This is a genomic window from Microbacterium sp. HMH0099 (assembly GCF_049384025.1).
Taxonomy (GTDB): Bacteria; Actinomycetota; Actinomycetes; order Actinomycetales; family Microbacteriaceae; genus Microbacterium.
Genome location: NZ_JBMRJR010000001.1, coordinates 745538 through 758290, shown reverse-complemented (window position 1 = coordinate 758290; position 12753 = coordinate 745538). Strand labels below are relative to the sequence as shown.

The 12753-nt window shown below is 70.5% G+C and carries 9 protein-coding genes; 4 read left to right on the top strand and 5 right to left on the bottom strand.

The genetic code is table 11. From position 1 onward, the window contains the following. Nucleotides 1-56: 56 nt before the first annotated feature. Both ACO03V_RS03400 and ACO03V_RS03395 read right to left on the bottom strand, forming a co-directional pair. Complete coding sequence (locus ACO03V_RS03400) at nt 57-1484, bottom strand: CCA tRNA nucleotidyltransferase (protein ID WP_423136605.1); 1428 nt, start codon at nt 1482-1484, stop codon at nt 57-59. A gap of 218 nt (nt 1485-1702) precedes the next feature. Continuing rightward, nucleotides 1703-3226: a DUF7059 domain-containing protein gene (locus ACO03V_RS03395; RefSeq protein ID WP_423136604.1), complete on the bottom strand. Its 1524-nt coding sequence runs from the start codon at nt 3224-3226 to the stop codon at nt 1703-1705. Nucleotides 3227-3331: 105 nt separating this feature from the next. On the opposite strand from ACO03V_RS03395, the gene ACO03V_RS03390 reads away from it, so the two are divergent. From ACO03V_RS03390 to trxA, 4 genes are all read left to right on the top strand, one after another. After that, nucleotides 3332-5578: a DUF6049 family protein gene (locus ACO03V_RS03390; RefSeq protein ID WP_423136603.1), complete on the top strand. Its 2247-nt coding sequence runs from the start codon at nt 3332-3334 to the stop codon at nt 5576-5578. Then, a complete protein-coding gene (murJ, locus tag ACO03V_RS03385; protein ID WP_423136602.1) occupies nt 5575-7173 on the top strand; it encodes a murein biosynthesis integral membrane protein MurJ in 1599 nt (532 codons plus the stop codon). Before ACO03V_RS03390 ends, murJ begins: the two co-directional genes overlap by 4 nt. A gap of 72 nt (nt 7174-7245) precedes the next feature. Then, nucleotides 7246-8232: a thioredoxin-disulfide reductase gene (trxB, locus tag ACO03V_RS03380; protein WP_367733841.1), complete on the top strand. Its 987-nt coding sequence runs from the start codon at nt 7246-7248 to the stop codon at nt 8230-8232. A gap of 62 nt (nt 8233-8294) precedes the next feature. After that, a complete protein-coding gene (trxA, locus tag ACO03V_RS03375) occupies nt 8295-8618 on the top strand; it encodes a thioredoxin (RefSeq protein WP_367733843.1) in 324 nt (107 codons plus the stop codon). Between the two features lie 151 nt (nt 8619-8769). Here trxA and ACO03V_RS03370 read toward each other — a convergent pair whose 3' ends face one another. The 3 genes from ACO03V_RS03370 to ACO03V_RS03360 all read right to left on the bottom strand — a co-directional run bounded on the left by ACO03V_RS03370 (nt 8770) and on the right by ACO03V_RS03360 (nt 11097). Continuing rightward, the gene (locus ACO03V_RS03370) at nt 8770-9117 is read right to left on the bottom strand and encodes a tryptophan synthase subunit alpha (protein ID WP_387054924.1); all 348 of its coding nucleotides are present in this window, start codon (nt 9115-9117) and stop codon (nt 8770-8772) included. 82 nt (nt 9118-9199) lie between these two features. Continuing rightward, complete coding sequence (locus ACO03V_RS03365) at nt 9200-10171, bottom strand: ParB/RepB/Spo0J family partition protein (RefSeq protein WP_423136601.1); 972 nt, start codon at nt 10169-10171, stop codon at nt 9200-9202. Then, nucleotides 10171-11097 (bottom strand): ParA family protein, encoded by a 927-nt coding sequence (locus ACO03V_RS03360; RefSeq protein WP_423136600.1) that lies wholly within the window; start codon nt 11095-11097, stop codon nt 10171-10173. Before ACO03V_RS03360 ends, ACO03V_RS03365 begins: the two co-directional genes overlap by 1 nt. Nucleotides 11098-12753 lie beyond the last annotated feature (1656 nt).

Here is a 12753-nt window from a genome sequence, read left to right as displayed (position 1 = left end):
CGCCCCGGGGCCACACCGCGCGCCCCGAGGCGGCCGCCCCGAGGCCGCCGCGCCCGTCAGCTCCGCGCGGCCCACCACTCCCGCAGGCGCCGCTCGGCCTCCTCGGGTCCGACCATGCCTTCGTCCAACCGCAGGTCGAGCAGGAAGCGGTACGCCTCACCGACCTCACGGCCCGGCTTCAGACCGAGGATCTCCTGGATGCGGTTGCCGTCGAGCTCGGGCCGGATGGCATCCATCTCCTCCTGCTCCCGCAGGGTGGCGATGCGCGACTCGATGTCGTCGTAGGCGGAGGCGAGGCGCTGCGCCTTGCGCTTGTTGCGCGTCGTCACGTCGGCACGGGTGAGGATGTGCAGGCGCTCGAGCTCGTCGCCGGCGTCGCGGACGTACCGGCGCACGGCCGCGTCCGTCCAGGCCCCCTCCGCATAGCCGAAGAAGCGCAGGTGCAGCTCGACGAGCCGCGAGACCACGGTGGTGGTCGCGGCGTCGAAGCGCAGGGCCTGCAGGCGCTTGCGCGCCATGCGCGCGCCCTTCACGTCGTGGTGGTGGAAGGTGACGCCGCCGCCGGGCTCGAGTCGACGCGTCGCGGGCTTGCCGATGTCGTGCAGCAGCGCGGCCAGGCGGAGCGGCACGTCGGGGGCGGATCCAGGATGCCGCTGCCTCTCGAGCGCGATCGCCTGACGCAGCGCCGTGAGGGAGTGCTCGTAGACGTCCTTGTGATGGTGGTGCTCGTCGACCTCGAGTCGCAGCGCGGGGATCTCGGGGAGGAACTCCTCGACGAGCCCCGTGTCGACGAGCACGCGGATGCCGCGGACCGGGTCGTCCGTGGCGAGCAGGCGCACGAGCTCGGCCTGGATGCGTTCCGGGCTGACGATCTGCAGCGTGTGACGGAGATCCGTGATCGCGTGGCGCGTGTCGTCGTCGACGGTGAACTCCAGTTGCGACGCGAACCGCGCCGCGCGGAGCATGCGGAGCGGATCGTCGCCGAAGCTGACCGCCGGGTCGATCGGGGTGCGCAGCCGTCCCGCGAGGAGGTCCTCGAGGCCGCCGGTGGGGTCGACCAAGGTCCGGGCGGGAACGCGCAGCGCCATCGCGTTCACGGTGAAGTCGCGACGGGTGAGGTCCGCCTCGAGCGTGTCGCCGAACTCGACGGTCGGCTTGCGAGTGACGCCGTCATAGCTGTCGGCGCGATACGTCGTGATCTCGACCTGCTCGCCCTGGACGCGGGCGCCGATGGTGCCGAACGCGCGGCCGACGTCCCACTGCACCGACGACACGGGCTTGACCAGCGCCAGGATCTCGTCCGGGCGCGCGTCGGTGGTGAAGTCGAGGTCGTGCGTCGTCCGGCCGAGCAGCGCGTCGCGGACGGGACCGCCCACGATGGCCAGATCGCGCCCGGCCGCCGCGAAGACGCGGGCGAGCGTCGAGACGACGGGGTGGTCGGCGAGCTCGCCGAGGCGCGCGACACCCTCGGACATGTTCAGCATGCTCCGAGCCTAACGAAGCCGCCGCGCTCGCCTCGTGCCCGGCCGTCTGTCGCCCCCGTGCGCCCGCGACCTGCCCGGGCGGCCGTGCGCCCGCGGCCCCGCCCGTCCGGCCGTGCGCCCGCCGCCCCGCCCGTCTGCAGGACCGGCGGGACTGATGTCGTGCCGCGGGACGCCTGAGCCGCACCGACACGCGTCGGTCCTGCATACGCGCCGGCGCCTCACCCCTCCGCGAACGTCAGGAAGCCCGTGTCGATGAGCTCGCGGACCCGGGGGAGGAGGTCGTCGCGCAAGTGGGCGGCATCCACGTCCATGAGCTGGGCGATGGCCCCGATCAGGCTGCCGACGTCGAGATCGCCGTCGCACGCGCCCACGAGTGCGGCCAGGGCCGGGTCGACCTCGAGGGTCCGGCCGAAGCCGCCGCCCTGGCGCAGCTCGATGACGGTCGGCGCCTCCTCGCCCGGGCGGTGGTGGCGGGCCTCGGTCACGTCCGGAGCGACGAGGAGGAGGGATGCCTCCAGCCCGGCGTCGTCGAGCAGGGCCGCACGGTCGTGGGCCTCGAGGCATGCCGCCAGGTGCGGGCCGAACGAGGCCTCGCCGCCGCCCGCTACGCGCTCGTACCGCGCGAGGGTCGGACCGCCCGCGAGCGGACGCCGCAGCAGGACGTAGCCGAAGCCGACGCCGGTGACCCCGCGCGCGGCGAAGTCCTCCAGCCACGCGTCGATGAGACGCGCGTACTCCGGGGTGCCCGGCACGGTCCCCCCGTCGCGCACCCACAGCTCGGCGTAGGCGAGGGGGTCCAGCACCTCGCGCTCGATGACCCAGGCGTCGAGCGCCTCACCGGCGGCATCCACCCATCCCCTCACCCGGTCGAGGCCCGACTCCTCACCCCGGTACTCCCAGTTGCCGAGCGACTGCGCCACCCCGCCAGGGGACAGATGCGCTCCCACCCCGCCGACCACCGCGGCGACGAGCGCGTCGCCCTCCATGCCGCCGTCGCGGTACTCGTAGGCGGGAACCCCCGCGACCCGCGGCGTGATGACGAAGGGCGGATTGGATGCCATCCGGTCGAACGTCTCGCCGGCGACGGGGTCGAACAGCGAGCCGTGGCGCGTCTCGATGCCGTCCACGTCGTTGAGGAGGGCGTTGAGACGGGTGAAGCGGAGCGCGCGTTCCGAGACGTCGGTCGCCACGACGCGATCGACGAGCCGCCGCAGACGCAGCGCCTGGATGCCGCATCCGGTGCCGATGTCGAGTCCGGTGCCCGCACGACGCGTGAGCTGGATGCGCGCGAGGGTCTGCGAGGCTCCGCCGACGCCGAGGACGTGGTCCTCGGGGAGCGGCCCACCGAGAGCAGCCTCGTCGAGGTCGCTCGCGATCCACCACTCGACGTCGCCGTCCGCGTCCGCGAAGGCCTGCGGGCGGATGAGGACGCCCCCGCGCACGACGTCGTCGGCCGCGACGACGAGGCCCAGGGCCGTGGCTCCGTCGAGGCCGAGAGAGGGGAGCGCGGCGCCGAGCTCGGGCGCGGTCGCGGTGGCGCCGAGACCCCACACGCGACCCAGGACGGCGAGGGGGTCGTCGCGCCGGCCGAGCGCCCGCAGCGCAGGCTCGCGCAGTCCGCGGGCCAGGGCGTCGTCCGCCTGCGGACCCCAGGCGTCGCGCAGCGCGGCTCCGCTGTATCCGGCGGCACGGAGGTCGGCGGCGAGACGGCGGCAGAGGGCGGGATCGGGATGGGGGAGCACCCGTCCATTCAACCGTTCGGGCGAGGCTATCGGGGGGCTTGAAGGCAGGCGGCTCTAGACTCGTCGCGGCGTGGCCCCCGCCACCGATTCCACCACCGCATGATCGTGACCTCTCCGCCTCCGGGCTCCTCCGACCCACGGCGCTCCCGCACGCGCCGGCTGCTGGCGACCCTGGCGAGCGTCGCCCTGTCCGTCGGTCTCGCGGTGCCGGCTGCCGCCGCGACCTCCACGCCCGCCCCGACGCCGACCGCGGCCCCGGCGGAGCCGAGTCTGGCGCTGTCGCCGGTCTCCAACGGCGTCCTGCGTCCCGGGGAGTCGCTGGGGGCGACAGCCACCCTGCAGAACCCCGGGAGTTCCGCGACCGACCCGGTGCCGGTCGCCTTCCGCCTCGGGACCGCGCCCCTCCGCGACCGTTCGGCGCTCGACCGCTGGCTGGACGGAGACACCGCCGGCGTGTCCGTCGCCGAGGTCGGCGCGACCACGCTCGGTGCGGTCTCGTCCGACGACCAGGGATCCGTCTCGCTCAACGTCCCGGCGACCGACCCGGTGATCGCCGGACGCGCCCCCGGCGTCTACCCGCTCTCCGTGCAGGCCGGCGACCTCGTCGCCACGTCGGTCGTCGTCGTCCCCGACACCGCGGCCGCCGCATCGGGTCTCGCCGTGGTGTTCCCCATCACGGTCGGCGTCCGACGCGAGGGTCTGCTGACGGCCTCCGAGCTGGCTGACCTCACGGCCGTCGACGGTCCCCTGACGGCCCAGCTGGATGCCGTCGACGGCACGGCCGCGACCCTCGCGGTCGACCCCGCGATCCCCGCCGCCATCCGGGTCCTCGGCACCTCCGCGCCCCCCACCGCGATCTCCTGGCTCCAGCGGCTGCTCGCCCTGCCCAACGCCCGGTTCGCTCTGCAGTTCGGCGACGCGGACCTGTCGGCGCAGATCAATGCCGGCCTCGCCACCCCTCTCGAGCCCATATCCCTTCTGACGTATATGTCCGCGGCGGACTTCTCGACACCCGTGACGACGTCGACGGCATCGCCCACTCCCACGCCGTCGCCCTCCTCGGGCGCCCCGTCTCTTCCGGATCTCGCGACTCTCCTCGACATCGGACCGGCCACCGCGAACGTGTACTGGCCGGCGACGGGCAGCGCCGGGCCCGGGGTCGTGGGAGCACTCGCGGCCTCCGGCGACGCGGACCAGCCGGCGCGCATCCTGCTGCCGTCGTCGAGCGTCTCGGACGGGACCGTTCCGGTCGACGCCTCCGTCGGCGGCGTGTCCACCCCCGTCTACGACGCCGACGTCACGGCGGCCCTCACCCGCGCCGCCGGGGAGAACGACGTCACCCGCCGCGGGTCGGACCTCGCCGCCGCCGTCGGCATGCTCGCCCTCGCCCGCGCGGACGCGGGCGGTCGCCCCATCCTCGTCGCCGTCGACCGCGGCACCGATCGCGCCCGCGCCAGCCTCCGCGCCACCCTCGCGGCCGCCACGACCGCGCCGGGATTCGCGGCCGTCCCCCTCGACGACGTCGTCGGGGGAGCGGCATCCGCGATCTCCCCGGCCGAGCCCGAGGCCGACGCCGCCCGGGTCGCCGAGGTGACCCAGCTCGTCTCGGACGAGGCGGTCATCGACCGTTTCGCCACGGTCCTCGAGCAGCCGGAGCTGCTCACCGGCCGCGAGCGCGCGGAGATGCTGCAGCTCCTCGGCACCTCGTGGTCCGGCGACGCCGCACGCGAGGCCGTCGCCGCCCACCGCAGCGAGACCCAGGAGACCCTCCAGTCCGTCGGCATCCTGTCGTCCGACTTCCGACTGGTGAGCTCGAGCGCGCCGCTGCGACCCTGGATCCGGAACGACTTGCCCTGGCCGGTCTCGGTGGTGCTGGTGGCGCGTCCCGACGACGTACGTCTCCGCGTCCAGGAGCAGACCCCGATCGAGGCGCAGGCCGACGCGAACACCCGCGTCGAGGTCCCCGTCGAGGCCCGTGTCGCCAACGGCGAGGTCAGCGTCGCCCTGCAGCTCTACAGCCCCACCGGCGAGCCCATCGGCGATCCGCAGGGCGTCGACGTGGAGGTGCGCGCGGAGTGGGAGAACATCGGCCTCATCGTCATCATCCTCCTCGTGATCGGCTTCATCGGCATCGGCGTCGCCCGCACGGTCGGTCGCCGGCGCGCTCTCCGCCGTGAGGTGGCCGCCGCCCTCGAGACCCCGCTCACCGAGCCGGAGGTCCGGGATGCCGCCGGCGCCTCGGCCGAGCCAGAGGTCCGGGATGCCGCCGGCGCCCCGGCCGATGCCCCGATCGACGGCCCGCGTGCCGATGCAGACCGCGGCGCCGAGCCGCGCCAGGAGGAACGTCCGTGAGCGGAATCGGTCGCGCGAGCGTCCTCATCGGAGCCGGGACGATCGTGTCGAGGCTCACGGGTCTGCTGAGGACCATCGTCCTCGTCGCGGCCATCGGGTCGATCAGCTCCGCGGGTGACGCCTTCGCGGTGGCGAACCAGCTGCCGAACAACATCTACGCGATCATCTCGACCGGCCTCCTGACGGCTGTGGTGGTGCCGCAGATCATCAAGGCCGCCGCTCACGCCGACGGCGGCCAGGCCTTCATCTCGAAGCTGTTCACGCTGGGCACGATGGGGCTGCTCATCTCCACCGCCCTCGCGATGATCGCCGCACCGCTGCTCGTCCAGGTCTACGCGAGCCGCTTCACCGAGGATCAGCTGGCGCTCTCCACGGCCTTCGCCTACTGGTGCCTGCCGCAGATCTTCTTCTACGGTCTCTACGCGCTCCTCGGCGAGATCCTCAACGCCCGCCGCGTCTTCGGCCCGTACACGTGGGCGCCCATCGTCAACAACATCGTGTCCATCGCCGGGTTCGCCGGGTTCATCGTGCTCTTCGGCGGTCCCCAGACCGCGGTGTCCGCCTGGACGCCCCTCATGACCGCGACCCTCGCGGCCACCGCGACGGCGGGCATCGTCGTCCAGACCGTCGTGCTGGCCTTCTTCTGGCGCCGTGCGGGGCTGACGCTCCGCCCCGACTTCCAGTGGCGCGGGGTCGGCCTGCGCCACATCGGGCGCCTGGCCGGATGGACCTTCCTCATGGTCGTCGCGGGTCAGCTGGCCGGGATCGTGCAGACGAACGTGCTGTCCGGCGCCTCCGGCGAGGACCCCGCGATCTTCGCGTCGCAGAACGCCTGGCTGCTCTTCATGCTCCCGTACTCGATCATCGTGCTCTCGATCGGGACGCCCTACTTCACGCAGCTCAGCGAGCACGCGGCCGCGGGACGCCACGAGGAGGTGCGGGCCGACATCGTCCGCAGCATCCGCACCCTGGGCCTGTTCATCGTCGTGGCCGCCGTGGCCCTGGCCGTCGCTGCCGTGCCCGCGAGCAGGATCTTCACGAACGGACCGGAGCAGGCCGCCGCCGTCGCTCCGGTGCTGCTCTGCTACCTCCTCTGCCTGGTCCCGCTCGCCGTGCTCTTCGTCGTTCAGCGGACCTTCTACGCCTACAACGACACCCGTACCCCGTTCTTCTTCACGCTCATCCAGTGCGCGCTCGTCACGGGCGGGGCGCTGGCGGCCGGTGCGGTCCTGGGCCCTGCCTTCCTCGCCGCCGGCGTCGCCCTCACCCAGTCGCTGGCGAGCATCGTGCAGGTCGTGATCGCGGCGGTTCTGCTGCACCGTCGCCTCGGCGGCATCGGGACGGCCGAGTGGCTGCCCGCCCTGCTGCGGTTCTCCCTCGCCTCCCTCCCCGCGGCCGGGGCCGGCTTCCTCGCGTACGTGCTGACCGGCGGCTACTTCGGGTGGACGTCGACGAACGCCCTCACGGGCGCACTCGGTGCCGCGCTCGTCGGGGGTGTCGTGCTCGTCGTCTATCTCGGCATCCTGGCCCTCTTCCGCGCACCCGAGCTGGCTCCCGCTCTCGCGCTCGGACGGCGCTTCCTGCCCCGGCGCTAGCCCCCTCTCGCGGAATACCGCGGCACTAGCATGGGTTTCATCCGACGGAATCAACGAAGGGAACGCGCTACCGTGCGTCACGTCATCATCATCGGATCCGGCCCCGCCGGCTACACCGCCGCGATCTACGCCGCCCGAGCCAACCTCGAGCCCCTCGTCGTCGCGAGTTCCGTCGAAGCCGGCGGCGACCTCATGAACACGACCGAGGTCGAGAACTTCCCCGGTTTCCCCGACGGCATCCAGGGTCCCGACCTCATGGCCAAGATGCAGGCGCAGGCCGAGCGCTTCGGTGCCGAGGTCCTGTACGACGACGTCGTCTCGCTCGAGCTGGACGGTCCGGTCAAGAAGGTCACCCTCGGCAGCGGCAAGGTGCACGAGGCGGCGACCGTGATCTACGCGACCGGCTCGGCGTACCGCAAGCTCGGCCTGGAGGGCGAGGAGCGCCTGTCGGGCCGTGGTGTGTCCTGGTGCGCGACGTGCGACGGCTTCTTCTTCCGTGAGCGCACGATCGCCGTCGTCGGCGGCGGCGACTCGGCCATGGAGGAGGCGAACTTCCTCACGAAGTTCGCGTCGAAGGTCTACGTCATCCACCGCAAGGACTCCCTGCGCGCATCGAAGATCATGCAGGAGCGCGCGTTCGCGAACGAGAAGATCGAGTTCGTCTGGAACAGCGAGGTCGCCGAGATCCTCGGTGACGAGGCCGTGAACGGCGTGCGTCTCCGCTCGACCGTCGACGGCACCGAGCGCGACCTCCCCCTCGAGGGCCTCTTCGTCGCGATCGGCAACGACCCCCGCACCCACCTCGTGCACGACAAGCTCGAACTCACCGAGCAGGGCACGATCTGGGTCGACGGCCGCTCGTCGCGGACCTCGGTCGACGGCGTTTTCGCCGCCGGAGACGTGATCGACCCGACCTACCGTCAGGCCATCACGGCTGCGGGCAGCGGCACCGTCGCCGCCCTCGACGTCGAGCACTTCCTCGCAGCCCACGGCGCCGCGGGTGCGCCCGCGACCGCGGACAGCCTCATCGAGGGCCTCCCCGACGCAGCGGTGGTCTGAGGAACAAACTTCGGGCCCGCGCTGTTCGACTCTGTAACGCTTCCATCTAAGGAGATATGCACATGACCGCCAAGGCGACGACCTCCGCGACCTTCGAGCAGGACGTCCTGCAGGCTGACGGCCCCGTCCTCGTGGACTTCTGGGCCGAGTGGTGCGGCCCCTGCCGCATGGTCGCTCCGGTTCTGGACGAGATCCAGTCCGAGAACCCGGACAAGATCACGATCCTGAAGCTCAACGTCGATGAGAACCCCGACCTGGCCATGAAGTACCAGATCACCTCCATCCCCGCGATGAAGGTCTTCCAGGGCGGCGAGGTCAAGACGACGATCATCGGCGCGAAGCCGAAGTACGCGCTCGAGCAGGACCTCCAGCCCTTCCTCGGCTGAGTCCGCACGAGAATTCGACCCCGTCAGCTCCGGCTGGCGGGGTCTTCTCGTTGAATGGATGCCACACGGTGGCATCCAGCCCGGAGCATTGCGAGCGGGTTCACGGCGTCGAGGCCGACGCTGATGTCCGTTCCGCGGCGCCGTGACGGGCTCATGAGGCGTCGAGGCGGATGCTGGCGTCCCACCGGCGGTGCTGCTCGTCCTCACCGAGGATGCGCCACACGGCGCGCGTGAGGGCCGGGTAGTCGAGCGCGATCTGGCGCAGCACACGATAGTTGCGCGCGCGGTTCGGGCGGACACCGCCGTTCTCGGCGATGTTCTCCGCACGGAGGGTCAGCACCACGAGCTCGTCGACGGTCGGCAGGTCGTCCATGAAGTCCCACGGGTCTTCACCACCGCGCAGACGCTCGTGGATGAGGACGGACAGCTCATCGGACGCCTCGGCACGCAGCAGTTCGAGACTGGCGCGGCGGCGGGAGGAGGGGTCGTTCGCTGGCACCCATCAAGGGTACGCCGGACGGCGGATACCACGGGCGGCGCGTCGTTCTCGCCCCGCGAACACGGAACGGCCCGTCGGCGCCTCAGCCCGTGTAGCCGTCCTCCCCCAGCACCGCAAGGATGCGGTTGAGGTCTTGAATGCTCGCGAAATCAATCCTGATCTGGCCTTTTTTAGCACTGAGAGAGACGCGCACCTTGGTGTCGAATCGATCGCCGAGACGGCCGGCGATGTCGTCGAGTCCGGCCTGGCGCGATCCTGCGGTCGCCTTCTGCCGGACCGGCGCGACGCCGGGCATCTTCGCAGCGGCCTCCGCTGCCCGGACGGACAGATCCTCGTTGACGATCTTGTCGGCGAGCTTCCGCATCGCCTCGGGGCTGTCGAGGGAGAGGATCGCGCGTGCGTGACCGGCGCTGAGCACACCCGCCGCAACCCGCTGCTGCACCGGCACCGGCAGACGCAGCAGACGGATGGTGTTGCTGATCTGCGGACGGGATCGGCCGATGCGGGTCGCGAGCTCCTCCTGCGTGATGCCGAAGTCCTCGAGGAGCTGCTGGTAGGCGGACGCCTCTTCGAGGGGGTTCAGCTGCGAGCGGTGCAGGTTCTCGAGCAGGGCGTCGCGGAGGAGGTACTCATCCTCGGTCTCGCGGACGACGGCGGGGATGGACTCCAGACCCGCCTCGCGCGAGGCGCGGGTGCGCCGCTCACCCATGATGAGCTCGTACGTGCCGTCCTTCTTGTCGCGGACAACGACGGGCTGCAGAACGCCGAACTCGCGGACCGAGTGCACCAGCTCGGCGAGATCCTCGGGATCGAACGTCGTGCGCGGCTGCCGCGGGTTGGGGACGATGGATGCCGGGTCGATGTGCACGAGCCGGGCACCGGGCACCGTGACGAGGTCGTCCGACGCGGGGGACGCGGATCCGGTGGCGTCCTTGACCGCATTGTCCTTCGCGGAGTTGTCCGGGAAGAACACGTCGACGGGCCGTGCCTCGGAAGGCTCCGCCGTGGGGATAAGGGCGCCGATACCGCGGCCCAGACCAGTTCTCTTCGCCATCAGGAGTCCTTCGTGGAGTTGTCGCGAGCGACGATTTCGACCGCCGCTTCGCGGTAGGCGATCGCGCCCGCCGATTGGCCATCGTACGCGATGACCGTCTGTCCGAAGCTCGGCGCCTCCGACACACGGACGGAACGGGGGATGACCGTGCGGAGAACCTCCTCACTGAAGTGCGAGCGCACCTCTTCGGCCACCTGCTGTGCGAGACGGGTGCGGCCGTCGTACATCGTGAGCAGGATCGTCGACACGTGGAGTCCGGGGTTCAGATGCTTCTGGATCATCTGCACACTTCCGAGCAGCTGGCTCAGACCCTCGAGCGCGTAGTACTCGCACTGGATGGGGATCAGCACCTCATCTGCGGCCGTGAAGGCGTTGATCGTCAGCAGACCGAGGGACGGTGGGCAGTCGATGATGACGAAGTCCAGGTGCGTGTCGTCGAGCGCCAGGTACTCGTGGAGCGCACCGCGCAGGCGGTGCTCACGCGCGACCTGCGACACGAGCTCGATCTCCGCACCGGCGAGGTGGATCGTGCTGGGTGCACAGAGAAGGTTCGGAGACTCCGGGCTGGTCTGAATGATGTCCGCCAGCGGGAACTCGTCGATGAGGACGTCGTACACACTCGGCGTGTCAGCGTTGTGGGGGACACCGAGTGCGGTGGAGGCGTTGCCCTGCGGATCGAGGTCGATGACGAGGACCTTCGCTCCGACAGACGCCAGCGCGGCCGCGAGGTTGACCGTGGTGGTGGTTTTTCCGACACCACCCTTCTGGTTCGAGACCGTGAAGACCCGCGTGCGGCCGCTGAGCTCGACGGTCACGGCTTCCAAGGCGCGTCGCCGCGCAGAGAGATCCGCGATCTCACGGGCGATGGGGGAGTCTTCGAGGGCTCCGGATGCCACGGAGTCGCCGGATTGTTTCACGTGAAACACACTTCCTCTTCGCCGGTGGACACTCCCGCCAGTCTAGCCGCGGCCACCGACGTTCCAACGCGCCGGGTGGGGTTCGTTGTCGTGTCGACCGCCTCTCGGCGAATGAGGTGGGCATACGTGAGCGATGGCGCGCGCGTTTCACGTGAAACATAGAGCGATGCGCGCGCGAGGGGCATTCGCAAGGAACGCAATGGTTCACGTGAAACGTTCGCTCGAGTTTTGGCGACCGGCGCGTCTGCGCGCGGCGTGATGGTGCAGGCCCCAGGACATGTCGGGGACTCCAGGGGCCGGCCGAATGAGGATCATGTTTCACGTGAAACAACGGCGACGGAGCGGTGTATCCCGGCTAACGATAGCAATCGATCGATGGGGGAGTGGGCGAGCTTCGTGACTGCTGCAAAAGTTGCCTTGCCCAAATGTGGCCACCACACGTTTCGCACCCAGGACAGCTCGGCCCAACGCTCACGATTGAGCGTTGGGCTCCTGCCACAGCCGGATGTTTCACGTGAAACATCTATGAGCTATCGATCTCGGCGACCACGCTTCCGCCCTGCGCGTGACGGTGTCAGCGGAGCGAGGTTCGGAATCGTCTCATGGGCGGCATCCCAACAACCTTGGCATCGCGAGGGTCGAACCGGTGACTCTACGGAAGACGGCGTAGGCAGCGGTACACCGCGAGTGCCGCGCCCAGCCATCGCGCCACTCGCCGCCACCCTCGCGCGGAGAACCGCTAGATCGGCATGGCACAACGGGTCCATCGGACGCCTCGGCCGAGCCGGGTAGCGCCGCCCTGGACGCGATCGAAGACAAATGGCGACGGAGCGATGTTTCACGTGAAACATAGGACGAGACCATCTCACGGCGGCTACTGATTCCTGAGATGCGCACTCTCACTTCATCAGCTCGCGACACGACGGCTACCAGCCACACCGGCGGAAGTGCGACCCGACCGTTCTGTTGGCGACCACCGTCGAACGACAGGCGACGCACGGATACGACCATGACGGCACACGATCCGGCCGAGGCGCGTGCAACCATCGTGATCGCGCGATGTCGGGTCACGTCCGTACTCGCCGTCCCGAGATCAGCACTCGCTGATCCGAAGCGCAGCCACCCTGAGCACTGCCGCCGCCAGGACACCTTCAAATCAGAAGACGTGTTTTGAGGACGCAGGCTCCTGTGCGCTCCACACGGACGTGTGACCTTCGCGGTATCGCCTCCCGGCTATCCGGGGGAGCTCCAGAAGCTCGGCCCACCCGTCGCACCACGTTGCGATCACGTCCTCCCACCGAGAACACGCTCTCGAACGCCAAGACCTGCGCCAGCCGACGCGACCACGCGATCCGGGGGAGCGACCATCATGGAACGCCCGCAGCCAGCACGCGACCAACGGCCCGCGCGGACACACGATGCCGCCGAGATCTCACGCTTCGACGCACACCGAACGTGTGCGATCGAACCGAGCGTGCGACCTCGATTCCGTCCGACCCGCAAGTCCGGGGCGGCGGGCATCCCCGGCACCCGCGCCCGACACCAGCACGCGAGATCACGCGATCTTGCCGAGATCACACGCTCCCGCACATGCGAGCATGTGCGGTCAGCGAGACCACGTAATCTCGGCTGCGCGACCACACCTCCGCGAGCGAGCCACGGCCG